General features: G+C 71.6%; 20 protein-coding genes. 10 read left to right on the top strand and 10 right to left on the bottom strand.

Annotated features, from left to right (window positions below; translation table 11 throughout):
• Positions 1 to 39: 39 nt before the first annotated feature.
• Entirely contained in the window at positions 40 to 1,362 is a 1,323-nt protein-coding gene (locus PKE99_RS16275) for an MFS transporter (protein WP_051737447.1), read from the top strand.
• Between the two features lie 395 nt (positions 1,363 to 1,757).
• Here PKE99_RS16275 and PKE99_RS16280 read toward each other — a convergent pair whose 3' ends face one another.
• From PKE99_RS16280 to PKE99_RS16320, 9 genes are all read right to left on the bottom strand, one after another.
• Positions 1,758 to 1,943, bottom strand: coding sequence for a hypothetical protein (locus PKE99_RS16280; protein ID WP_037045837.1), 186 nt, complete (start codon positions 1,941 to 1,943; stop codon positions 1,758 to 1,760).
• Between the two features lie 806 nt (positions 1,944 to 2,749).
• Positions 2,750 to 3,766, bottom strand: a complete 1,017-nt coding sequence (locus tag PKE99_RS16285; RefSeq protein ID WP_037045838.1) for a hypothetical protein — start codon at positions 3,764 to 3,766, stop codon at positions 2,750 to 2,752.
• A 276-nt stretch (positions 3,767 to 4,042) separates the two neighbouring features.
• Positions 4,043 to 4,780, bottom strand: coding sequence for an alpha/beta hydrolase (locus PKE99_RS16290; RefSeq protein ID WP_037045839.1), 738 nt, complete (start codon positions 4,778 to 4,780; stop codon positions 4,043 to 4,045).
• A gap of 11 nt (positions 4,781 to 4,791) precedes the next feature.
• Complete coding sequence (locus PKE99_RS16295; protein WP_037045841.1) at positions 4,792 to 5,649, bottom strand: ABC transporter ATP-binding protein; 858 nt, start codon at positions 5,647 to 5,649, stop codon at positions 4,792 to 4,794.
• Positions 5,642 to 6,460: an ABC transporter ATP-binding protein gene (locus tag PKE99_RS16300; RefSeq protein WP_051737448.1), complete on the bottom strand. Its 819-nt coding sequence runs from the start codon at positions 6,458 to 6,460 to the stop codon at positions 5,642 to 5,644. Before PKE99_RS16300 ends, PKE99_RS16295 begins: the two co-directional genes overlap by 8 nt.
• On the bottom strand, positions 6,447 to 7,307 hold the full coding sequence (locus tag PKE99_RS16305) for an ABC transporter permease (protein ID WP_037045842.1): 861 nt from the start codon (positions 7,305 to 7,307) through the stop codon (positions 6,447 to 6,449). Before PKE99_RS16305 ends, PKE99_RS16300 begins: the two co-directional genes overlap by 14 nt.
• Positions 7,307 to 8,350, bottom strand: a complete 1,044-nt coding sequence (locus tag PKE99_RS16310; protein WP_081924149.1) for an ABC transporter permease — start codon at positions 8,348 to 8,350, stop codon at positions 7,307 to 7,309. Before PKE99_RS16310 ends, PKE99_RS16305 begins: the two co-directional genes overlap by 1 nt.
• On the bottom strand, positions 8,347 to 9,879 hold the full coding sequence (locus PKE99_RS16315) for an ABC transporter substrate-binding protein (RefSeq protein ID WP_037045844.1): 1,533 nt from the start codon (positions 9,877 to 9,879) through the stop codon (positions 8,347 to 8,349). The genes PKE99_RS16310 and PKE99_RS16315 overlap by 4 nt, the downstream gene beginning before the upstream one ends.
• Before the next feature lie 18 nt (positions 9,880 to 9,897).
• On the bottom strand, positions 9,898 to 11,271 hold the full coding sequence (locus PKE99_RS16320; protein ID WP_037045845.1) for an NtaA/DmoA family FMN-dependent monooxygenase: 1,374 nt from the start codon (positions 11,269 to 11,271) through the stop codon (positions 9,898 to 9,900).
• Between the two features lie 425 nt (positions 11,272 to 11,696).
• Here PKE99_RS16320 and PKE99_RS16325 point away from each other — a divergent pair, with 425 nt between their 5' ends.
• A complete protein-coding gene (locus PKE99_RS16325; protein ID WP_037045846.1) occupies positions 11,697 to 12,533 on the top strand; it encodes a LysR family transcriptional regulator in 837 nt (278 codons plus the stop codon).
• A gap of 229 nt (positions 12,534 to 12,762) precedes the next feature.
• On the opposite strand, the gene PKE99_RS16330 is transcribed toward PKE99_RS16325, so the two are convergent.
• Positions 12,763 to 13,350, bottom strand: coding sequence for a GNAT family N-acetyltransferase (locus PKE99_RS16330; protein ID WP_051737449.1), 588 nt, complete (start codon positions 13,348 to 13,350; stop codon positions 12,763 to 12,765).
• Between the two features lie 311 nt (positions 13,351 to 13,661).
• Between PKE99_RS16330 and PKE99_RS16335 the strand changes: the two genes are divergently transcribed.
• From PKE99_RS16335 to PKE99_RS16370, 8 genes are read left to right on the top strand one after another with little or no spacing between them, the layout of a single operon-like run.
• Complete coding sequence (locus PKE99_RS16335) at positions 13,662 to 15,653, top strand: oxidoreductase (protein ID WP_197040637.1); 1,992 nt, start codon at positions 13,662 to 13,664, stop codon at positions 15,651 to 15,653.
• Between the two features lie 32 nt (positions 15,654 to 15,685).
• Complete coding sequence (locus PKE99_RS16340; RefSeq protein WP_037045849.1) at positions 15,686 to 16,618, top strand: MBL fold metallo-hydrolase; 933 nt, start codon at positions 15,686 to 15,688, stop codon at positions 16,616 to 16,618.
• Between the two features lie 4 nt (positions 16,619 to 16,622).
• Complete coding sequence (locus PKE99_RS16345) at positions 16,623 to 17,837, top strand: acetyl-CoA C-acetyltransferase (protein ID WP_037045850.1); 1,215 nt, start codon at positions 16,623 to 16,625, stop codon at positions 17,835 to 17,837.
• 20 nt (positions 17,838 to 17,857) lie between these two features.
• Positions 17,858 to 19,567 (top strand): acyl-CoA dehydrogenase, encoded by a 1,710-nt coding sequence (locus tag PKE99_RS16350; RefSeq protein WP_037045851.1) that lies wholly within the window; start codon positions 17,858 to 17,860, stop codon positions 19,565 to 19,567.
• A gap of 13 nt (positions 19,568 to 19,580) precedes the next feature.
• A complete protein-coding gene (locus PKE99_RS16355; RefSeq protein ID WP_037045852.1) occupies positions 19,581 to 20,990 on the top strand; it encodes a phenylacetate--CoA ligase family protein in 1,410 nt (469 codons plus the stop codon).
• The gene (locus tag PKE99_RS16360; protein ID WP_231498207.1) at positions 20,987 to 21,775 is read left to right on the top strand and encodes an SDR family NAD(P)-dependent oxidoreductase; all 789 of its coding nucleotides are present in this window, start codon (positions 20,987 to 20,989) and stop codon (positions 21,773 to 21,775) included. Before PKE99_RS16355 ends, PKE99_RS16360 begins: the two co-directional genes overlap by 4 nt.
• Before the next feature lie 29 nt (positions 21,776 to 21,804).
• Positions 21,805 to 22,218 (top strand): VOC family protein, encoded by a 414-nt coding sequence (locus tag PKE99_RS16365; protein WP_156067615.1) that lies wholly within the window; start codon positions 21,805 to 21,807, stop codon positions 22,216 to 22,218.
• A 44-nt stretch (positions 22,219 to 22,262) separates the two neighbouring features.
• The gene (locus tag PKE99_RS16370; RefSeq protein ID WP_037045855.1) at positions 22,263 to 22,952 is read left to right on the top strand and encodes a TetR/AcrR family transcriptional regulator; all 690 of its coding nucleotides are present in this window, start codon (positions 22,263 to 22,265) and stop codon (positions 22,950 to 22,952) included.
• Positions 22,953 to 22,968: the final 16 nt, after the last annotated feature.

Raw genomic sequence — 22,968 nt, forward strand, 5'->3', positions numbered from 1 at the left:
GCCCCCTCCACGAGCCGCCCAGGACGAAGGAGTCCCACCATGCGCTCAGCCCCCACCACTCGATCCGCCTGGCAGGTCGTCGGCGCCAGCACGGCGGGCACCTCCGTCGAGTACTACGACTTCTTCATCTACGGAACTGCCGCCGCACTCGTCTTCCCGCACGTGTTCTTCCCCGAGATGACGCCGGTGCTCGGGGCCCTGTCCGCCTTTCTCACCTTCGGCGCCGGCTATCTCGCGCGGCCCCTGGGTGGAATCGTGATCGGGCATTTCGGCGACACCGTCGGGCGCAAGCGGATGCTCGTCCTGACCGTCCTGCTCATGGGCGGTGCGACCCTGGCGATCGGGCTGCTGCCCGGCTACGCGCAGATTGGCGTCGCCGCGCCGATCCTGCTGCTCGTCCTCCGGCTGGTCCAGGGCTTCGCCTTCGGCGGGGAGTACGGCGGGGCGATCATCATGGCCTTCGAGTTCGCCCCCGAGGGCCGCCGCGGGTTGTTCGCCAGCCTGCCGCACACCGGTCAGTCCGTGGGTGTCCTGCTCGGCAGTGCCGCCTTCGCCCTGGTCGGCGGCCTGCCGGAGGGGCAGCTGCTCACCTGGGGCTGGCGCGTGCCGTTCCTGGCGTCGGTCGTGCTGGTGGCTGTCGGCCTGGTCATCCGGCTGAAGGTCACCGAAACGCCGTCGTTCCGAGCGGCCCGGCGGGACAACGCGATCGTCCGGTCGCCGTTCGTCTCACTGCTGCGCCATCACCGCTGCGAGGTCCTGCTCGTCGCCGGCACCTTCACCGGCTTCAGCGCAGCCAGCATTCTTGCCATCACCTACATGGTCGGCTACGCCCGCACCGCGGGCGGGGTTCCGGCGGGCACCCTGCTGACCGCTATCACCGTCGCCACCGCGGTCCAGCTCGTCACGACGCCGCTGTCCGGCTGGCTGTCCGACCGGATCGGGCGCACCCTCCTGCTCGGCATCGGCGCCGCGGGGACCGCAACAGCCGTCTCGCTGATGTTCGGCGCCGTCTCAAATGGACGGACCGGGCTGGTCGTGCTCGCCTACGTCCTCGGTTGGGGGGTCTTCTTCGCCGCAGGCGTCGGAGTGCTGCCCGCGCTGTTCTCCGACGCCTTCGACACCTCGGTTCGGTACTCCGGCATGGGTCTCGGCTACCAGCTCGCCACCGTCCTGGGCAGCGCAATCAGCCCGACGGTGGCCACCCTGCTTCTCGGCGCGACCGGGACGTCCACCTCCGTCTCGGTCTACGTCGTGGCGATCCTGGCAGTCACCCTGGCCTGCGGCCTCGTGCTGGCCCGGCGGGTCGGGTCCGCCGCCAGCACCACCGGAGAGGCCCGCACGCCCGACCGGGTGGATACCTGACCATCCTCATGGAGACCGCCGATCCCGCGGGTGGCTCGCTCGTCGACCGCCCCGCGCACGACGACGCCGCGCTGGAGGCCGCGCCTGCCGCGATGAGCGCGGCGGCCCGAGCCTGGGATTCACCCGGCCGCCGCTGCGCGCCGATCTCCTGCGGGCGCTCGCGCGGGAGATCGGGCGGACGACACCGCTCGCCGCGCTTGTCACCCGCCAGATGGATAAGCGGCTCGCGGAGGCAGCCGTCGAGATCGGGAAGTCGGCGCGCAGCAGGCTGGTACGCCGACCACGCCGGGCGGCGGCCGGCCGTAGGCCGGCGGCGAGCAGGAACTGCAGGTGCGGGGAGGCGGTCTTTGATGCCGAGTGAGGCGACGTCGGTGTCGAGGATGATCCGTCGGCCGTCAGGCGATGTCCGAGCGGCGCATCTTCTGAAGGTCGGTGAGGAACGCGTCGAGCTCGTCGTCGTCGAACACGCCGTCGTGGGCGAGATCGTCCCCCGTACGGATCGGCGCTGCGGCGGCGAAGAGGTCGTCGACGGTGATGCCGGGCGGCTTCGGAGAGGGCGAGGGCCCGGGCTGGGTGGACACGATGCTCGCTCAGGACGGGCTGCGGGACTGTCTGCCATCGTAGTCGCGGCACCGCGGTACGGGCCCGACGACGGGCCGGGGGCGTGGAACGAGATGTGGCACGAACTTGCGTCGAGAAGGGCACTCAGGGACACCTGAGCACCCTCTGCGGAGACTGTTGGCGCTGGTAGAAGCGTTGGCGGACGTAGATCCGTTGCCTTCCAAACTGGCTACGCGGGTTCATTTCTCGAGACCGTGCCGGCGGGTTCCGACGCTCGTCGTGAGGCCGAGGCCGTGCGGGTCCGTCTCATTCACCAGATCGGCGAGCGCCGGAACCGGGGACGAGCCGCTGACTGGTCGACGCGCGCCGTCCGGGCGCGGCACTGCCGTGGAACCTCGGCAGTCGGGGTCTCGACATCGCGCACCGCGGTGACGGGCGTTTCGGCACTGACCATTCGGAACCGGCAGATGCGATGGCCGCTGCGGCCCGTTCCCGCCACGCCTTCTCGACCAGGAAGAGGCCGTCGTAGCGGTGAACCGACGGCGGCGCGTCAGCGGACGCGGGTCGTCGGGCAACCAACCGGCGCCCTCGACGACGGAGCCGGTGAGGCCGGATCCGGACAGCGGGTCCCGGGCGCCGCGGAGCCGCCCGGCGCGATCGTCCCGGCGGTTTGCGTCGGCGCCCTCCATCGCCAGGTCCACGGTTTCGCGGGCGTAACGCGCCGCGGCGCTCGGTCCCTGCTGCTGGAGCATGCTTCCCCCCGCCCGGCCGCCGACCCCGGCCGACCGGGAGGCGCGGTCGTGAACCGCGCCTCCCGGGTCATCGATCAGACGTGCTCGGTCCCGACGTCGTGCGACCCCTCCATGACGCGGTGCTCCTCGTGACCGTGGTCCTCGGTCCGGCCCTGGTCGAAGCGGTCGACGTGCTCGAAGCGGACGTCCTGGTGCTCGTACAGGTGCTGGTCGACGCGGTGCTGGTCGACGCGGTGCTGGTCGTCGCGGTGCTGGTCGTCGCGGTGCTGGTCGCGGTTCTGGTCGTCGCGGCGCTCGGTCCGGTCCCGCTGCTCGCCCCGGTTGCGGTCGCGGTGTTCGTCGCCGTCACGCCGGGTGCCCTCGAAGTGCCGGCCCCGCTCGCTGCGGTCGTGGTGCTCGTCCCGGTACCCCTCGCGGTGCTCCTCGCGCCCGCGGCCCTCCTCGCGCCCGCGGTGCTCGTCCCACCCGCGGTGCTCCTCGCGTCCGCGGTACTCCTCGCGCCCGCGGCCCTCCTCGCGCCCGCGGTGCTCGTCCCGGTACCCCTCGCGGTGCTCGTCCCACCCGCGGTGCTCCTCGCGTCCGCGGTACTCCTCGCGCCCGCGACCCTCCTCGCGCCCGCGGTGCTCGTCCCGGTACCCCTCGCGGTGCTCCTCGCGCCCGCGGCCCTCCTCGTGCCGGCGGTATCCGCCCTCGCGGTCCCGGTGCTCCTCCCGCTCGCGGTGCTCCCCGCGCTCGCGGTGCTCCCCGCGCTCGCGGTGCTCCCCGCGCTCGCGCATGCGCTCCTCCCGGTGCTCCTTGCGCTCGCGCTCCTCCCGGCGCTCCTCACGCTCGCGCTCGCGGTGTTCGCGCTGGCGGTGCTCCTCGCGCTCCCGCTCCCGGTGCTGGCGCTCGCGCTGTTCCGCCCGCTCGCGATCCCGTGCGTCGCGGTGCTCCCGCTGCTCGTGCCCGAAGACGTCCCCGCTGCGGGTGGGCTCACCCGTGCTCTGGTCGGCCATGACGGTGAGGGAGCCCGCAGCGGTAGTGGCGGCGTCGAGCTCGGCATCGACGCTGGTCGTGGTGCTGTTGTCGGTGCGGGTTGTGGCTGCGTCCATCGGATCTTTCCTCCTCGGTTCCCGGGGCGTCTCCCCGGTCGCTTGAAGGATGGGCGCCGCTGTGCGCTCGCACCGTCGGTCGACCGGACCCCTGGCCGGAGGGTCCTGCTGTCCCCCGATCGACCGACGCGTCGCGCTGGCCCGTCCGGCCTGAACCACGATCAAGCCCCGCCGCTCCATGTGCGGGCGCGGACGGGCCAGCACCAGTGCAGGTGGTCGAGGATGATCGGCTTCAGGTCGTTGCGTGGGCTTGAACCGCTGCGCCTCGGCCGACGGTCAGAGCACCTCCCGACGTGTGAGGGCGGGGACGCCGGCGCGGAGTCGCTCCAGGAACAGGACGAGGATCGCTGCGGCACTGCGGTGGGTGGCGTCGTTGAGCGCGTCGTGCCGTCCGCCCGACACGGTGACCAGTTCGACGTCCTCCAGGCCGGAGTACCAGCCGCGGACGTCGTCGAGCAGGGCGATCGTGTCCGCCTCGCCGTGCAGTCCCAGCACCGGGACGTGGACGCGAGCCGGATCCGCCCGGCCGATCCACTCGGCGGGCGGTGGTGTGGCCAGGGCGCCGTGCCGCACACCGTCGTCGCCGCGGAGCCGGGCCTGGTGGACCGGGCAGGCGGTGCGCGCAGTGATCTCGTCCTCGGGTACGGGACCTCGGCCGAGGGCGAGACCGGCCAGGACCAGCCCGGCCACACCGGGCAGGTCGGCCGCGAGCCCGGCGGCGAAGAGCGCGCCGGCGTCCGAGCCGACCAGGACGCGCGGGTGCGGGCCGGTGTCGGAGTCCGCTTCGGACTCCAGCAGCGCCCGGACCTGGTACTCGGTGCGGCCGGGGTCGGTCGTCGGGTCGGCGACGGCCCAGACCCGGTAGCCGTCGGCGGCGATCCGGCGCCCGAAGCGCTCGTAGACGCCGGCGTGCTCGCCGCGACCGGGGACGACGAGGACGGTGCCGCGCGTGGCCACGGCCTCAGGCTCGCGCCAGGAGGCGACGACGGGCACCGCGGCGGGGGAGACGGCCATGGTTGTTCCTCTCAGACGAGCTGGGCACGCAGGACGGCCCGGGCGGCGCGGTCGAGTCCGGCGCCGTCGAGCGTCGGGGCGGAGCCGACGAGCAGCCGGGTGTAGGGATGGGTGGGGTCGCCGATGATTTGCGCGGTGGCTCCCGCTTCGACGATGCGGCCGTGGTAGAGCACGGCGATCCGGTCGGTCACGCCGGCGACGGATCCGAGGTCGTGGGAGATGAACAGCTGTCCCGTGCGGTGCCCACCCACCCTGCCGGCTTCGCCGGCTGCCGTCCCCCGGTGGGGGTCCCGCAGCCGCAGGAGCAGCTCCAGGACCGCGGTGCGGCTGCTCGCGTCCAGCGCGCTGACCGGCTCGTCGCAGATCAGCAGGCGCGGTTCGGTGATCATCGCGCGGGCGATCGCGGCGCGTTGGCGCTGGCCGCCGGACACCTCGGCGGGGCGCCGGGCCGCGAGTGCGGGATCGAGCCCCACCCGCGCCAGCGCCTCGGCGACGCGGTCCGCGATCTGCGACGAGCCGCGCACCTCGAGGGCCTCGCCGACGGAGCGACCGAGGGGCAGGTCGGGGTCCAGGCTCTGCAGCGGGTCCTGGAAGACGTACTGCACGGAGCCGGCTCGCCGGAACGCCCGCAGGGCCCCGCCGCGGAGGCCGCCGACGTCCGTGCCGGTGACCGAGACGGTGCCGCGGTCGATACGGTTCAGCCCGAGCAGGCTGCGGGCCAGCGTGGTCTTCCCGGACCCGGTCTCGCCGATCAGCCCGACGATCTCGCCGGGCCGGACGGTGAGATCGACCCCGTGCAGGATCTCCCGACGGGCTCGCCCGCGGCCGAGGGACACGGCGAGATCGCGGACCTCGACCAGGTCAGACACGGTGGGCCTCCCGGACGTGCTCGATGCCGAAGCGGGCGTGCGCCTCGACGAGCGAGCGGGTGTACTCGTGCTGTGGCGCGCGCAGGACCTGCTCCGCGGTGCCACGCTCGACGATCCGCCCGGAGCGCATGACCACCACCTCCTCGCACACCTGCGCGACGACGGCGAGGTCGTGGGAGACGAGCACGAGCGCGAGCCCGTGCCGTTCCCGCAGGTCGGCGAGCAGGTCGAGCACCTCGGCCTGGACGGTGACGTCCAGTGCGGTGGTCGCCTCGTCGGCGATCAGCAGGTCCGGGTCCCGGCAGATCGCGATGGCGATCAGCACGCGCTGCAGCATGCCGCCGGACAGTTCGAACGGGTACTGGCCGGCGACCCGGCCGGGCTCGCGCAGCCCGACCTCGGTGAACAGCTCGACGGCCCGGTCCCGGGCTTCCCGCTTGCGCAGCCCGCCGCGGACGCGCAGCACCTCGGCGAGCTGGCGCCCGACGGGAACGGAGGGGTCGAGGTACGAGCCGGGGTCCTGGAAGACCGCCCCGATGCGGTCGGCGCGGTAGGGCAGCCAGCCCGCGGTGTCCAGCTCGGTGAGCTCGACGCGGTCGAACCGGATCGAGGTCTCAGGGCCGGTGTACAGCTCAGGCGGGAGGATGCCGAGCACGGAGCGACAGGTCAGCGACTTGCCGCTGCCGGACTCCCCGACGATGCCGAGGGTGCCGCCGCGGTGCAGCGTGAGATCGACGCCGGAGACCAGCGGCGCGTCGAGGTGCCCCGGATCGAGGCTGATGGTGAGGTTCCGGACCTCAAGCAGCGGCACGGACCTTCTCCTTCCGCGACGATCGTGCCGACACCCCGGTCACGTCCCGGAGCGTGTCGGCCAGCCCGTTGCAGGCCCCGACCGTGAGGATCACCAGCAGGGCGGGGGCCAACGGCGCCGTCGGCCGCGGGAACAGGTACTCCAGCGAGGTGGCCAGCATCCCGCCCCAGGTGGGCTCCGGTGGCCGGATTCCGATCCCCAGGAAGGTCAGCGAGGACACGATGACCAGGCTGCTGCCCAGGGTCGTCGCGGTGGTCACGGCGACGGCGGGCAGCACCTTGGGCCAGACGTGGCGGCGCAGCACGAACCAGGCGGACGCTCCGGTCAGCCGGGCGGCCTCGACGTACTGCGAGCCCGCCACCGGGAACGCCGCGGCCCGGGTGACCCGGTAGAACGCCGGCGACACGAGGATCCCGACGGCGAGCATCGCCTGGGTCAGCCCGTTGCCCAGCAGCGCGGTCATGGCGACGGCGAAGACGAGGAACGGCAGCGTCACGAACGCGTCCATGACCCGCAGGGTCGTCCACTCGAACGCACGCCCGAGGTAGACCGACAGCAGGCCCGGGACCGTGCCGAGCACCAGCCCGACGACGACCGCCTCCAGCGCCGCGAGCAGCGACAGCCGCGACCCCGCGAGCAGCCGGGACAGCTCGTCGCGCCCGAGGTTGTCGGTTCCGAGCAGGTGCTGTGCAGAGGGGCCCTGCAGCAGGGCGTCCTGGTTCTGCTGCAGCGGGTCGTACGGCGCGAGCAGCGGGCCGAACACCGCGAGGAGGGCCACGAGCACCAGGAACGTCACGGACACGGCGCCGATGCGGTGGCGCAGCACGGTGCTGACTCGAGGCCTCATCACGACCCCCGCTGAGCGGCGGGCCGCAGCCGGACGAGTGCGGCGTTGACCAGCAGGTTGAACAGCAGCACGACGACGATCGCCACGACCAGCGTGCCCTGCACGACCGGGACGTCCCCGCGGACGGCGCCGTCCGCGGCGAACCGGCCGAACCCGGCCATCCCGAAGATGCTCTCGGTGACCACGGCCCCGCCGATCAGCATCGGGACGCGCAGACCGAGGACGGAGAGGGCGGGCCCGGAGCCGTTGCGCAGCACGTGGCGCAGCAGGATCCGCCGCGCCGGGAGGCCGCGGACGACCAGCCCGACGACGTAGTTCTCCCGCTGTGCGGCCACGAGCCCCGTGCGGAGCTGGCGGGCGATGTCGGACACCGCGTCCAGCGAGAGCGCGATCGCGGGCAGGGTGATCAGGGTGAGCCACGCGCTCGGGTCCTCCGTCGGCGAGACGTAGCCGGCCGACGGGAACAGCGGGAAGAGCACGCAGAACACCACGATCAGCCCGATCGACACGACGAACGGGGGCAGGGTGGAGATCAGTGTGCAGAAGGCGGTCACGGCCCGGTCGACCCAGCTGCCCTGGCGCACGGCGGCGAGCACACCCAGCGCAGTGCCGACGACGATGCCGATGACCAGGGCGAATCCGGCGACCGACAAGGAGACCTCGAGTCGCTGGCCGATCTGCTCGGCCACACCGACGCCGTTGAGCCAGGAGGTCCCGAGGTCCCCGCGGACGACGTGGCCGAGCCAGTCGACGTACTGCACGAGCACCGGCCGGTCCAGGCCGAGCTGCGCGTTCACCCGGGCCACGTCCTCCGGCGTGGCGGCGTCCCCGAGCAGCTGCCCGGCCGGGCTCAGCCCGCTGAACGCGCCGAGCAGGAAGGTCACCAGGGTGGCGAGCAGGAACACCGGGACGGTGACGGCCAGCGTCCGGCCGAGCCAGGCGAGGAGAGCGAGACCCGGCCGCCGGCGCACCGGTGCCTGCGGCGCGACCGGGGTCGTGGGGGTCGGCTCGGCGGTGAGCGGTTCGGTCAGCTGAACCGTCATGCCCGGCTCCCGGGCGCGGCCACCGTCACGCCCTCCCAGCGGTACTGCGAGAGGAAGTGCGGCAGGGGCGACACGCGCGGGTTGCGCACGGCGATCCGCGGGCTGGTGCCCAGCGAGAAGCTGGGGGACATCTCGACGCCGAGCTTGACGGCGTTCTGCAGGACCTCGGGGTAGCGCGGGTCGTCCAGCGGCGTCCTGCGGACCTCGTCGAGCGCGGCGAGGAACTCCGGCGACGCCTCCTTCGAGGTGTTCATCAGCCCCTGCGGCCCGTAGACCACGCCCAGGTTCTGCACCGGCGACTCGCGCCCGACGGTGCCGTCGAGGGCGAACTGCGCCTTGCGGCCCAGGTAGACCTCCTGCTGCCAGGTCGACGAGCCCGGCGGCACGACCTTGATCGTGGCGTTCACCCCGACGGCCTGCAGCTGTTGCTGGACCAGTTCGGCGGTGGACTGCGCGACCGAGTTCACGGTGACGGTCAGGGAGAGGCTGCCCGGCGCGTAGCCCGCCGCCGCGAGCATCGCCTTCGCCTTCGCCGGGTCGTAGGCGTACGCCTGGTCGAGAGCCTTGTTGTAGGCGACGTAGCCCTGCGGGAACGGCTGGTACGTGACGTTCCCGATGCCCCCGTTGGTGACGTCGAGGATCGCCTGCCGGTCGACGGCGTACTTGAGGGCGTCGACGACGCGGCGGTCGGTCAGCGGTGCCAGCCCGGAGTGCACGTCGACCTGGTTGACGGTGAACGAGTCGACGACGTCGACCTCCAGACCGGCCGCCTTGGCCTGTTCGACCTGCCTGCCGGTGATCGTCGCGACGTCCAGCGCGCCGGACTGCACCGCGGCGATGACGGAGGTCGGGTCGGTCCCGGCGGTGAGCTCGAGCCGCTCGATCTCGACGTCGCCCGCGTCCCAGTAGTCGGGGTTCTTGACCAGGGTGGCCTTGGACTCGGGGACGAAGCTCTCGAACTTGAACGGGCCGGCTCCGACCGGCGCGGTCGGGATCGCGCCGGGATCCTTCGTGAACGCGGCTGGGCTGACGATCGCGCCGGTCTTGCCCGCCAACAGGTTCGGGACCTGGTAGTCCGGCGCGGCGAGGTGCAGCGTGACGTGTGTCGGATCGTCGGCGGTGACGTCGGAGATCGTCGCCAGCTGGTCCTTGAGCAGCGAGTTCTCCTGCGTCTTGCCGCGGAGCAGGCTCTGCCGAACGGCGTCGGCGTCGAGCGGGGTGCCGTCGGTGAACGTCAGCCCGGGCCGCAGCACGAACGTCACCGCGGTGCCGTCCGCGTTGTAGGTCCAGGACTCGGCCAGGCCGGGCCCGGCCGTCCCCTTCTCGTCGAGCTGGGTCAGCGACGCGTAGACGAGGCTGATGGTGTTGATGTCGTTGCCGGTGCTGGACGTGACCGGATCCCAGCTGGTGGGCAGGTTGAAGCCCCACTTGAGGGTCTGCGATGAGGCGCCGGCGTTCGCGCCCGCGCAGCCGGCCAGGGTGACGACCAGGACGGCGAGGGCGGCAGCGAGCCGGATGAGGCGGGACATGGGTGTGGGTCTCCGGGATCAGGCGGGGACGCGAACGGAGGCCCGCTCGCGCGCGGGGTCGTCTGCGCGCTCTCGCGCGACGGCATGGATGTTGCGGGGGATCGGCAGGCCGAGGTTGCCGCGCAGGGTGGTGGCCTCGTAGGAGGACCGGACGATTCCGCGGTCGCGCAGGATCGGCAGGACCTCGTCGGTGAAGCGGGCGAACTCGCTCGGCACGGTCACGTGGACGTTCAGCCCGTCCAGGGCACCGGCCTCGAACCACTCCTGGATCCGGTCCGCCACCGTCACCGGGGACCCGACGAACGGTGCCGGCGTCGAGGTGCTGAACCGGTGCACGGTCTCGCGCAGGGTCAGGCCCTCCGCGTGCGCGACCTGCTTGATCCGGTCCGCCTGGGTCCGGAAGCTGTCGTTGCCGAGGTCGCCGAGCTCGGGGAACGGTGCGTCGAGGTCGTAGCGGCTGAAGTCGTGCCAGCCGAAGGGGCGGCCGAACTGCGCCAGGGTCTTCGCGAAGTCCTTGTTCAGCCGGGTGTCCTGCTCGATCGCCCGGGCCTCGGCGTCGGTGTCCGCGATGACCGGGGTGATCCCCGGCATGATCACGATCTCGTCGGGGTTGCGGCCCTTGGCCCGCGCCCGGCTGCGGATGTCCCGGGCGAACGCCACCCCCTGCTCGACCGTCGCGGAGTGGGTGAAGATCCCCTCCCCGAGGGCCGCCCCCAGGTCGCGGCCCTCGTCGGAGTCGCCGGCCTGGAAGATCACCGGCTGGCCCTGCGGCGACCGGACGATGTTCAGCGGGCCACGGACGTGGAAGTGCTCGCCGACGTGGTCGAGCCGGTGCTGGCGGGTCGGGTCCACGAACACGCCGGTCTCCGGGTCGCGCGGGAAGGCGTCCTCCTCGTAGGAGTTCCACAGCCCCTGGCAGACCTGCACGGACTCCAGCGCGCGGCCGTAGCGGGAGGGGTAGTCGTAGTGCTCGTCGCGGCTGTAGTTGGCGGCGGTGCCGCCGTCCCCGGTGGCCACCACGTTCCAGCCGGCGCGACCGCCGCTGATCAGGTCCAGCGAGGCGAGCCGCCGGGCGAGGTTGAACGGAGTGTTGTAGCTGGTGGTGAGCGTGCCGACCAACCCGATGTGCGTGGTCGACACCGCCACCGCGGACAGCAGGGTCAGCGGCTCGAGCCGGTTCAGGTAGTGGGGCGGCGAGTCCGGCGTGATGAACTGGCTGTCCACGATGAACACCAGGTCGAACAACGCGTCCTCGGCCTGCCGAGCGCGGGCGATGTACCAGCGGATGTCGACGCTGGCATCCCCCGGGATCTCGGGATGACGCCAGACGTCGTGCTGGCCGGGACCCCCGACGCCCATCAGCACGGCGCCGAGCTTCAACTGTCGACCCATGGGTCGGTCCTCTCACACGGTGGAGCGCGCACGGACCGACCGTGTCCTCGGGAGGCGGGGACGACGAGGTGGCGGGCGCGCGGATCAGAGCCGTCCGCCGCGGAGCACGGCGGGGCCGAGGGGTGGAGCGGGGTCTGCGATCAGGCGCAGAACGGCCCGCGACGACACGTCGCGGTCGAGGTGCGGCCGAGGTCGACCGCGAGCCGGCGCGTCAGCCCGGGGGCCCCGACACGGAAGGTGGCAGTGACATCGAGAGACGGGACGGCAGGGACACCACCCATACAGGGGTGCGCCACGCACTGCTCGTCCGTCGTCACGCCAGGGATCGTGACACTCCGCTGCGCGGAACGTCCAACTCGGGAATCCGATCACAGTCGATAGAAGATTTCTATCGGTCGTGCTGCACTGGCGCGGTGACTCGTGCCGTGACCGCCCCGAACCGGACGCTCGACGTCGTCGCGCTGCGGAGCTTCGTCGCGGTCTGCGACCACGGCGGCTTCCACCGCGCCGCCGAGGTCCTGCACGTCAGCCAGCCGACTGTGAGTCACCACGTCCGGCGGTTGGAGGCCGCCTGCGGCCAGACCCTGTTCCGCAAGGTGGGACGGGCATCGCGGCTCACCGCCGCCGGGGAGGTGCTGCTGTCCGAGGCACGCCGGATGCTCGCGCTGCACGACCAGGTGCTCGCCCGCCTTTCGGCCCCGGCTCCGACGTCGCTGACCCTCGGCTCCACCGAGCACGCCGCGGACCTGCTGCTGCCGCGCCTGACCGGGGTGCTCGGGGGCAACGTGCGCTACCGCCTCGATCGCGGCGTGAACCTGCGCGCCGCGCTGGACCGCGGCGACCTGGACCTGGCGCTGGTCATGGGCGAGGCCCTCGACGACCGCTCCGCCGACGCGGGCGAGCTCGACCTGCACTGGTTCGCCGCGCCGGGGTGGCGGCCACCGGAGGGCGCGCTCCCGCTCGTCGCGCTCGACGAACCCTGCGCCGTGCGCGACCGTGCGCTGACCACCCTCGCCGCGGCCGCGCGTCCGGTCACTGTGGCCTGCGAGGCCGCCTACCTCGCCGGGGTGCTCGCGGCCGCCCGCGCCGGGCTGGGGGTCGCCCTGCTGGCGACCATGGACACCACCCCCGAGGGCCTGGTCCGCCGCGACGACCTACCACCCGTCCCCGCCCTGCCGATGTCCGTCCGCTGCCGCGTCGGGATGCCCGCCGAGACGCTCGCGGGCGTCGCCACCGCCGTCGGGACCGCGCTGATCGATTGACCGGTCCTTTCGGTCGGGGCGGCAAATGTCCGAACACATCCGCGGGGTTCGTCAGGGGGCAGGAGCCGCCGCGAACAGCGGTTGGGCTTCTCGGTACGGGAAGCGGCCCAGCTCGTGGAGTGACGCGAACTGGGCCTGTGGTGTCGGAACGGCTTCTGAAGGGCTGCCTTCGCCGGCGGACCGCCTCGGACGTGGCGTCCGGTCGGCGCGGACCGAACGGTGGGTCTTCCTACGCGACGAGTCCCTGCGTGGGGCTCGCCGCCGCAGGCTCGCCCTCGACGGCCATCGACATCGTCAGCTCCGAACCGTGGCGACGCACCTGCGTGACGGGGAAGGCGCGGCGCACGGCTGCGTAGGCGGCCGCGTTCACCACGAGCATCTCGCCGACGAGCTCGCGGTAACCCAGTTCGGCAGCCCTGTTCCGGGCGGCCTGCAGCAGCCGGGTGCCGACGGCACACCCCTGCCAGCGGTCCACGACCTCGACGGCGAGCTCCCCGCGCCCGTCACCGAGGTCCATGATCCGCACGATGCCGATCGGACAGCCCTGGATGAAGGCCGCAAGCGCGAGGTGAGTACGGCCGTCGAGCGCGGTCAAGCTGCGGCGGGTGGCTGCCGAGAGCTCGGCGATCGGGGCTTGGAAGCGCAGATAGCGGCTGTGTGGGGACAGTCCGGCGAAGACCACGTCGACGACGTCGCCGTCGCCGGAGCCGAGCTCACGGATGCGGACGAGGTCGCCGACACCGGTCGTGGTGGCGTCGAGCTCGGCTTCGTGGCTGGTCGTGGTGTTGTCGACAGTGGCGGTGGTGGCAGCGTCCATCGGATCTTCCCTCCTTGATTCCCGGGGCATTTCCCCGCGGGCTGAAGGGTGGGGGCGACCGCCCGCTCGCACCGTCGGTCGACCGGGCCCTTGGCCGGAGGGTCCTGCTGTCCCCCGATCGACCGAGCGCGCACCGACAGTCGTCCGGTTCTCTACTCATCGGTTGATTTACTGACTCTAAGGTTGAGTCTCGTCTTGACATGCCCGTCGGGCACTCCTAACCTCCGACGAGTTACCGTATAGTCGAATTTCCAACCTTGGAGTCGATGAGCGGTACCTCAGCCACCACTTCGACACTGAGGAGCGCGACGATGCGCGATCACGATGCCCTTTGGCAGCCCTTGCAGGTCGGCCCCGTCTCGCTCAAGAACCGGGTCGTGGTGACCCCGCACGCGCTGGCCTACGGGCGCGACAACCTGATGACCCAGCAGAGCGTCGACTACTACGAGGAGCGCGCGAAGGGTGGCGCCGGGCTGATCCTCACCGAGGCGCAGGTCGTGCATCCGTCGAGCCGCGGGATGATGCTTCGCACGCTGCAGAGCTGGCCCACCGAGGTCATCCCTGTGTACGAGCGGCTCGCGAAGGCCGTCCACAAGCACGGCGCCAAGGTGTTCGTCGACCTCTCGCACTTCGGTGCCGAGGACAACAACACGATGCACCTGGACAACTGGCGGTCACTCTGGAGCGCGTCGGGCCTTCCGTCACCGACCTACGGCGAGATTCCGCGGCCGATGACCGAGGAGGACATCGCCGAGCTCGTGGCCGGGTTCGGACGGAGCGCGCGCAACGCCGCCGTCGCCGGCATGGACGGCGCCGAGGTCCACGCCGCGCACGGCTATCTGCTCTGCAGCTTCCTGTCCCCGCTGACCAACCGCCGTACGGACGCCTACGGCGGTTCCACCGAGAACCGCTGCCGGATCGTCATCGAGTGCGCGCAGGCCGTGCGGAAGGAGATGCCCGCGGGGGAGTTCGCCGTGGGCGTCCGCCTGTCGCTCGACGAGTTCGTGGCCGGCGGGATCGAGCCGGACGAGGGCGAGCGAATCCTCCGGACGATGGACGAGTCCGGCCTGTTCGACTACTTCAGCGTCAGCGGCGGGGCCGCGCTCACCTTCCACCGGACCGTCTCCCCGATGAGCATCCCCGGCACCCCGCTGGTCGACCTGGCGATGCGCGCCAAGAAGATCGTCGACAAGCCGATCCTCACCGCCAACGGCATCGCCGACCTGGAGACGGCGAACGGCATCGTCGAGCGCGGCGACGCCGACCTCGTCGCGATGACCCGCGCGCACATCGCCGACCCGCACCTGGTCAGCAAGGCGCAGACCGGTCGCGAGGACGAGATCCGGCACTGTGTGGGCGGCAACCAGGGCTGCTTCTCGCGGATGGCCAAGGGCTGGTCGCTGACGTGCACGCAGAACCCCGCCGCCGGCCGCGAGGCCGAGCTGGGTCTGGGCACCCTGGAGCACGTCACCGAGCCACGGACGATCGTCGTGGTCGGGGGCGGGCCGGCCGGCATGCGCGCTGCGGAGACGGCCGCATCCCGGGGGCACCGGGTCGTGCTGTTCGAGCAGAGCGACGAGCTGGGTGGCCAGATCCGCTACGCCGCCAAGCTCCCCACCCGCGGCCGGTGGGCCGCGATGGTCTCCGACATGGAGCGCACCCTCGACAAGTTCAAGGTCGACGTCCGGCTCGGCACCGCGGCGACGGTCGAGACCATCGCCGCGGAGGACCCCCACCACGTCGTGCTGGCCACCGGGTCGTCCTGGCGTACGGACGGGTACCTGGCCGCCGTCGGCAACCACGGCGGCATCCCGGGGCTGGAGCACACGACGGTCCTCGACCCGATCACCGCGATCGAGGAGCCGGAGCGGGCGGGCAAGCGGGTGCTGGTCATCGACGAGACCGGCGAGTACCTGGCGCTCGGGCTGGCCGAGAGGCTGGCGGCCGACGGCCGCGAGGTGGAGGTCGTCAGCACGCGGATGTTCCTGGGGGACAACACGGTGCTCTACCTCGACCTGGCGCACCTCTACCCGCGGCTGCACGCGGCGGGCGTCACGTTGAGCCCGCAGCACGCGGTCTTCCAGGTCACCCCGGAGGGAGCGGTGGTCGGCCGCATCTGGGACGGCCGGACCCGCGTCGTCCCCGTCGACTCCGTCGTGACGGTGGCGATGCGGGACCCCGAGTGCTCGCTGGCCGGGCAGCTCCGCGGTCGCCTCCCGTTCACGCAGGTCGGCGACTGTGTCGCCCCTCGGAAGGTCGACGAGGCCATCTACGAGGGCGAGACGACCGGCCGCGCCGTCTGATTCCCCACGACCCACCGACGAAGGAGTCGCACATGCCCACGACCTGGCAAATCGGAGACATCAAGGTCAGTCAGATCCTCGAGATGCCGGTCGAGCCCGGCGAGCTCGACGGTCTGATCGAGGAGGCCACACCCGAGGCGGTGCGCTCGGTCGAGTGGCTGTACCCGAACTACGCCAACGACGCCGGGCAGACCCTGTGGAGCCTGCACGCGTACGTCGTCGAGACCCCGACGCACCGGGTCCTCGTCGACGCGGGCTGCGGCAACCACAAGACCGTTCCGCTGCTGCCGAACTGGGGCGGCCTGGACAACCCGTTCCTCGAGCGGCTCGCCGAGGCCGGGTACCAGCCGGAGGACATCGACTACGTCCTCGCGACGCACCTGCACCTCGACCACGTCGGCTGGAACACCGTGCTCGACGGGGACAAGTGGCGCCCGACCTTCCCGAACGCCCGCTACACCTACGTCCGGGACGAGTTCGACTACCACAGGGGTCTCGAGGAGGGTGCGGCAGCGACCGACGACCTCGCTCACGCCGTCGTCTACCAGGGCGCCGACCCGGACATCCACTCGCAGACCCGGCTCGTGTTCGCGGAGTCGATCCAGCCCTGTGTGGACGCCGGGCTCGTCGATCTCGTCGATTCGAACCACGAGGTCACACCCGGTGTGCGGTACACCGCGACGCCGGGGCACACCACCGGGCACCACAGCGTCACAGTGGAGTCGCAGGGCCGCATCGGCCTCGTCACCGGTGACTTCATCCACCACCCGATCCAGATCGCGCGCCCGGCCTGGAGCTCCCGCGGCGACAGCGACCGGGCCCAGTCCGCCGAGACGCGCACCGCCTTCCTCCGCGCGGTCGCCGGGTCCGAGACGTTGGTCCTCGGCACCCACTTCAGCGGCCCGAGCGGCGGCCACATCGTGCCGGACGGCGACGGGTACCGCTTCCTCCCCACAGAGAGCTGATCACATGACGGACGCAGTCATCGTCTCCGCCGCTCGGTCGCCCATCGGCCGCGCGGGCAAGGGCTCCCTGGCGAGCATGCGCCCGGACGACCTCGCGGCCCAGATGGTGCGCGCGGCGCTGGACGCGGTGCCCGAGCTCGACCCGGCGCAGGTCGACGATCTCATCCTCGGCTGCGGCAACCCCGGCGGCGAGCAGGGCTTCAACATGGCGCGCATCGTCGCGGTGCAGATGGGCTTCGACCACCTGCCGGGCACCACGGTCACGCGCTACTGCGCCTCGTCGCTGCAGACGACCCGGATGGCCTTCCACGCGATCAAGGCGGGGGAGGGGCACGCGTTCGTCTCTGCGGGCGTCGAGACCGTCTCCCGCTACGTCAAGGGCACGTCGGACTCCTTGCCGGACACGCAGAACCCGCTGTTCGACGCGGCGCAGGAGCGCACCGCGCGGCGGGCCGAGACGGACGCCCCCTGGAGCGACCCGCGGGAGGAGAGCCTGCTGCCGGACGCCTACATCGCCATGGGCCAGACCGCCGAGAACGTCGCGCACGCCACGGGGATCACTCGCGAGGAGCAGGACCGGTGGGCCGTCCGCTCGCAGAACCGTGCCGAGCAGGCGATCGCCGAGGGCCACTTCGCCCGCGAGATCACCCCGGTCACGACGCCGGACGGCACCGTCGTCACCACGGACGACGGCCCCCGCGCGGGCACCACCCTGGAGAAGGTCTCCGGCCTGAAGCCGGTCTTCCGCGTGGACGGGACCGTCACGGCCGGCAACGCCTGCCCCCTCAACGACGGTGCGGCGGCACTGGTGATCATGTCGGACGAGCGGGCCCGGGAGCTCGGTCTTCGGCCGCTGGCGAGGATCGTCTCGACGGGGGTGTCCGGGCTGTCGCCGGAGATCATGGGCCTCGGCCCGATCGAGGCGTCGCGGCGGGCCCTCGCCCTGGCCGGCATGACGATCGACGACGTCGACCTGGTCGAGATCAACGAGGCCTTCGCCGTGCAGGTGCTCGGGTCCGCCCGTGAGCTGGGCATCGACGAGGACAAGCTCAACGTGTCCGGCGGTGCGATCGCGCTGGGCCACCCTTTCGGCATGACCGGGGCCCGGATCACCGCCTCGCTGCTCAACAACCTGGAGCGGCACGGCGGGCAGATCGGCCTGGAGACGATGTGCGTCGGCGGCGGTCAGGGGATGGCCATGGTCATCGAGCGGCTCTGAGACCTGGGAAGGAGTTCGTCATGCGTCGGGATCTGCAGTTCCTGTTGTTCGAGTGGCTCGACGTCGTGTCGCTCACCGAGCACCCGTACTTCGCCGAGCACTCCGCGGAGACCTTCACCGGCCTCCTGGAGCTCAGTGAGAGGCTGGCAGGAGACTACTTCGCCCCGCACAACCGCCTCGGCGACGAGTGCGAACCGCGAGTCGGGGAGGACGGCCGGGTCGTCCTCCCGGACGAGGTGGGGGCGGCGGTCTCGGCCTTCGCGAAGGCCGACCTGATCGCGGCGCAGTTCGACGAGTCCGTGGGCGGGATGCAGCTGCCGCTGTCGGTGTTCCAGGCCTGCATGGCGTGGTTCCAGTCGGCCAACACCGCGACGACCGGGTACGCCTTCCTCACCATCGCCGCCGCCAACCTGCTGACGGCGCACGGGAGCCCCGAACAGGTCGACGCGTGGGTGCGCCCGATGCTCGCCGGGCAGCTCTTCGGGACGATGTGCCTGTCCGAGCCCGAGGCCGGCTCGTCGCTCGCCGACGTCGCGACCCGAGCTGCCCGCGCGTCGGACGGCACGTACCGGGTGACCGGCACCAAGATGTGGATCTCCGCGGGCGACCACGAGCTCGGGAACATCGTCCATCTCGTGCTGGCCAGGACCCCCGGCGGGCCACCCGGCGTCAAGGGTCTCTCGCTGTTCGCGGTGCCGAAGGTCCTGGCGGACGGGCGGCGCAACGACGTCGCGCTCGTGGGGCTCAACCACAAGATGGGCACCCGGGGGACCACGAACACACTGCTCAGCTTCGAAGGGGCGGTCGGCTATCTGATCGGTGACGAGCACCGCGGCCTCCAGTACATGTTCCACATGATGAACGAGGCGCGGATCGGCGTGGGGCTGGTCGCCGCCGCCGTGGGGCAGGCCGGGTACCGGAAGTCCCTCGAGTACGCGACCGTGCGGACCCAGGGGCGGCTCCTCACCGCGCGGAGGACGGACTCCCGGCCGGTCGCCCTCGTCGCGCACCCGGACGTCCGCCGGATGCTGCTGGCGCAGAAGTCCTACGTGGAGGGTTCGCTGGCCCTCGTGCTGCGCTGCGCCCACCTCGTGGACCGGCTCAAGACGGCGGACGACGAGGACGTGCGCCAGCTTCTGGAGATCCTCACGCCCGTTGCGAAGAGCTGGCCTTCACAGTGGTGTCTCGAGGCGAACTCGCTGGCCATCCAGGTGCACGGCGGATACGGCTACAGCCGCGAGTTCGACGTGGAGCAGCACTACCGCGACAACCGGCTGAACCCCATCCACGAGGGCACCCACGGGATCCAGGCCCTCGATCTGGTGGGGCGCAAAGTCGTCATGAGCGACGGTGCGGCGTTCCGCGCGTTCACCGACGCCGTGCACGCCACCCTCGCGCGGGCGGACGGGTTGGCGGAGTTCACGCAGCCGCTCAGCCGCGTGCTCGGCGAGCTGGAACGCGTCACCGCGTTGATCACCGAGCCGGAGCACGCCGCGGTCGGCCTGGCCAACGCCTCGCCCTACCTGGAGGCGTTCGGCCACGTCGCCCTCGCCTGGACCTGGCTGGACCTGGTGATTGCCGCGCACGGGAAGGACGGCGCGTTCTACGACGGCAAGCGCGCCGCCGCCCGCTACTTCTACCGCTACGAACTGCCCGCGGCGAGCAGTCGGCTCGACCTGGTGGCCCGCCACGACAGGACGACCCTCGACCTCGACCCGCAGTGCCTGTGACCAGGGAGAACGAATGACCGAACACGCCATCCCCTACTACTGGTCGAGCGTCGACTGGCCCCGGTTCGTCGAGGACTACCCCCCGCCGCCGGCGTTCACCGGCGCCATGGCCTCGCTCTCGGACGAGGGGCTCCGCGAGCTGCAGGACCAGCGGTTCCGCGAGCGCGTCCGCGAGGCCTGGAACGTGCCGTTCTACAACGACCGCTGGCGCGCGGCCGGGCTGGAGCCCGGAGACGTCCGCGGACTGGACGACATCGCGAAGATCCCCACGTTCACCAGCGGGGACCTCAAGCAGAGCATCGAGGACGAGCCGCCCTTCGGGTCGCACCAGAACTTCGCGCTGAAGGCGATGGCCTCGCCGCTCAAGATCCAGTCGAGCGGCGGGACGTCCGGGCTGCCGCGGCCGACCCTCTTCGACCCGGTGGCGTGGGAGGCCCAGGCGGTCCAGTTCGCGCGCGCCTTCCACGCCCAGGGCGGCCGGGTGGGGGACATCCTGCAGATCACGCTGACGAACAGCCTGGCGAACACGGCCTGGTGCTCGTCCACGGCGGCGATGAACTGGTGCGGGATGGTCCCGCTCACGACCGGCTCGGGCGTGGTGACCCCCTCGAAGCGGCAGCTGGAGCTCGCCCGCGAGTGGGGCACGGCGGGCTGGGTCGCGTTCGGCGAGTACCTGAAGATCCTGGCCGAGACGGCCGTGCGCGAGGGCGTCGACCTGCAGAAGGACCTGCGCACGAAGTTCGTCCACACCTACCTCGGCGTGGACGTCGAGGGCCATCTCCGCAAGCTGCTGTCCGACGCGTGGGGCTGCAAGGTGTTCGACAACTATGGGACCCACGAGGTGGGCCTGGTCGGGTTCGAGTGCCGGTCCCACGACGGCCTGCACGTCAACGACGACACCGCCGTCCTCGAGATCGCCGACCGCGGGACGGGGGACGTCGTCGGCGCCGGCGAGCCGGGGAACCTCGTCGTCACGAGCCTGCACCGCTCCGTCCCGCCGATCATCCGCTACGACCTCAAGGACCTCATGCGGGTGAGCGCCCGCGAGGCCTGCGGCTGTGGCCTGCGCACCACGAAGCTGTCCGGTTTCCTGGGTCGGTCCGACGAGATGGTCAAGCTCCGCGCGACCAGCGTGTACCCGCGCTCGGCGCAGGACGTCATCCAGGGCGACGCCCGCACGACCGGCGAGTTCCTCTGCATCGTCGAGACGGTGGGGCAGGGGCTGGCGTCCCGGGAGCGGATGCGTGTGCAGATCGAGACGCGCGGCGGGCAGGAGTCCGCGATCCGGGCCGACATGGTGAAGAAGCTGCACACCGCCTTCGGCGTCGCCGTCGACGTGGAGATCGTCCCGTCGGGCTCACTGGCCTCCCGGACCGGACTGGGCGGCGAGGGCAAGGTCAAGCGGCTCCTGGACCTGCGTTGACGGTGCCGGCGCAGACGGATCTCTCCCCGGAGGCCCTGTTCCGCCTCGACGGCCGCGTGGCCGTCGTGACCGGGGCGTCCTCCGGGCTCGGCGTCGCCTTCGCGCGAGCCTTCGCCGCGGCCGGCGCCCGCGTCGTCGTCGCCGCCCGGCGGACGGCGCTGCTCGACCGGACGGTCGCCGACATCGAGGGCGCGGGCGGAGAGGCGATCGCGGTCCGGGCCGACGTCAGCGACCCCGGGCAGTGCCGGGCCGCCGTCGAGCACGCGTGTGACCGGCTGGGCGGTGTCGACATCCTGGTCAACAACGCAGGGGTCGGGACCGCGGTGCCCGCCACGCGGGAGACGCCCGAGGAGTTCCGCTCGGTCGTCGACGTCAACCTGTCCGGCGCGTACTGGATGGCCCAGGCCTGCGCGACGGTGATGCCGGCGGGCAGCTCGATCATCAACATCTCCAGCGTCCTCGCTCTCACCACCGCCGCGCTCCCGCAGGCCGCGTACACCGCGAGCAAGGCCGGACTGATCGGGCTCACCCGCGACCTCGCCCAGCAGTGGGGCCCGCGGAAAGGCATCCGGGTCAACGCCATCGCGCCCGGATTCTTCGAGACCGAGATGACCGAGCAGTACCACCCCGACTACGTCGACACCGTCCTCGCACCCCGCCTCCTGCTGGGACGGTTCGGCGTCCCGGCGGAGATCGCCGGCGTGGGCGTGTGGCTGGCCTCGTCCTCGGGCGGCTTCGTCACCGGCCAGACGATCGTCGTCGACGGCGGCATGTCGATCACCTGACGCTTACCGACTCACACTTGGAGAAGTGCATGCAGGTCAACGGAATCCACGGCATCAACATCGCCGTCAAGGACCTCGACCAGTGGACCCGCCGGTACGAGGAGATCTTCGGACTCGAGGCGAAGCCGGTCGACGAGAGTGGCTTCGCGTTCCCCGGGCTGCGGGGCTCGAACTTCGACATCGGCGGCTTCCAGCTCAACCTCATCGCCAGTGTGGACGAGGGCACGTCGGTGAGCCGCTTCCTGGAGCGGCGCGGGGAGGGCGTCTTCCTCGTGTCGGTCGGAGTGCAGGATGTCGATGTGGCGACTCGTGAACTGCAGGAGAGCGGACTGACCCCCGTCCTGGGGGAGCCCGCCCGCGGTGAGGGTCACGCCGCGGTGAACTTCACCCACCCGCGGGACATGGCCGGGGTGCAGCTCGAGTTCATCGAAGTTCCGCGCTGATCCCACGCTGATCGCACGCTGTGACTCCACCGGAGGGGGACGTCATGCCCAAGGGCGCCGTGATGCAGGAAGAGCTGACGAAGGCCGCGACGAGGCTGTTCCAGGCCCGCGGTATCCGAGCGGTCACCCTGCAGGAGATCGCCGACGAGGTCGGCCTGACGAAGGCGGCCCTCTACCACTACTTCACGAACCGGGACGATCTCCTGCGGCACGTCTTCGGCGACTGGCTCAAACGCGACATCGAGAAACTCGACGCCGTCACCTCCGCGCCGGGGACGACGCGGGAGAGGCTGCGGCTCTACGTCCGGCACCACATCTCCTGCCTCACCGAGAACATCGAGCTCTACGGCTTGTCCTTCAGCGCCGAGTCCGAACTGCCCGACGAGGTGCGTGCGGAGTTCCGCAAGTTCAAGCGGGAGAGCGATCTCGTGGTCCAGGAGATCATTCGCGAGGGCATGCGCAATGGCGAATTCGTCAGCAGTGACGAGAACATCACGGTCTTCGCGATCGACGGTATGTGCAACTGGTTGTGGAAATGGTACCGGTCGTCCGGGTCGCTGAGTCCGGACGAGATCGCCGACAGGTTCACCGATCTAGTCCTCTACGGCCTTGCTTCGCGCGACGAGGAGCCTGTCGAGGGTCCGGGAGGTCGCACCCGGGAGGAGCTGATCCGCTATCACTCGCGGGCCATTCGATTCCACAGTGAGCGCATCGAGGCGCTCGCTGCCGAGTAGCGGCCCGTTCACGTGA

Source organism: Pseudonocardia halophobica (assembly GCF_027922425.1).
In the GTDB taxonomy this organism is placed as follows: Bacteria; Actinomycetota; Actinomycetes; order Mycobacteriales; family Pseudonocardiaceae; genus Pseudonocardia; species Pseudonocardia halophobica.

Excerpts from the sequence above, each read along its gene's own strand:
- PKE99_RS16275 (WP_051737447.1), top strand. The coding sequence starts at position 40 with ATGCGCTCAGCCCCCACCACTCGATCCGCCTGGCAGGTCGTCGGCGCC.
- PKE99_RS16285 (WP_037045838.1), bottom strand. The coding sequence starts at position 3,766 with ATGGACGCAGCCACAACCCGCACCGACAACAGCACCACGACCAGCGTC.
- PKE99_RS16290 (WP_037045839.1), bottom strand. The coding sequence starts at position 4,780 with ATGGCCGTCTCCCCCGCCGCGGTGCCCGTCGTCGCCTCCTGGCGCGAG.
- PKE99_RS16305 (WP_037045842.1), bottom strand. The coding sequence starts at position 7,307 with ATGAGGCCTCGAGTCAGCACCGTGCTGCGCCACCGCATCGGCGCCGTG.
- PKE99_RS16310 (WP_081924149.1), bottom strand. The coding sequence starts at position 8,350 with ATGACGGTTCAGCTGACCGAACCGCTCACCGCCGAGCCGACCCCCACG.
- PKE99_RS16315 (WP_037045844.1), bottom strand. The coding sequence starts at position 9,879 with ATGTCCCGCCTCATCCGGCTCGCTGCCGCCCTCGCCGTCCTGGTCGTC.
- PKE99_RS16320 (WP_037045845.1), bottom strand. The coding sequence starts at position 11,271 with ATGGGTCGACAGTTGAAGCTCGGCGCCGTGCTGATGGGCGTCGGGGGT.
- PKE99_RS16330 (WP_051737449.1), bottom strand. The coding sequence starts at position 13,350 with ATGGACGCTGCCACCACCGCCACTGTCGACAACACCACGACCAGCCAC.
- PKE99_RS16335 (WP_197040637.1), top strand. The coding sequence starts at position 13,662 with ATGCGCGATCACGATGCCCTTTGGCAGCCCTTGCAGGTCGGCCCCGTC.
- PKE99_RS16340 (WP_037045849.1), top strand. The coding sequence starts at position 15,686 with ATGCCCACGACCTGGCAAATCGGAGACATCAAGGTCAGTCAGATCCTC.
- PKE99_RS16345 (WP_037045850.1), top strand. The coding sequence starts at position 16,623 with ATGACGGACGCAGTCATCGTCTCCGCCGCTCGGTCGCCCATCGGCCGC.
- PKE99_RS16350 (WP_037045851.1), top strand. The coding sequence starts at position 17,858 with ATGCGTCGGGATCTGCAGTTCCTGTTGTTCGAGTGGCTCGACGTCGTG.
- PKE99_RS16355 (WP_037045852.1), top strand. The coding sequence starts at position 19,581 with ATGACCGAACACGCCATCCCCTACTACTGGTCGAGCGTCGACTGGCCC.
- PKE99_RS16365 (WP_156067615.1), top strand. The coding sequence starts at position 21,805 with ATGCAGGTCAACGGAATCCACGGCATCAACATCGCCGTCAAGGACCTC.
- PKE99_RS16370 (WP_037045855.1), top strand. The coding sequence starts at position 22,263 with ATGCCCAAGGGCGCCGTGATGCAGGAAGAGCTGACGAAGGCCGCGACG.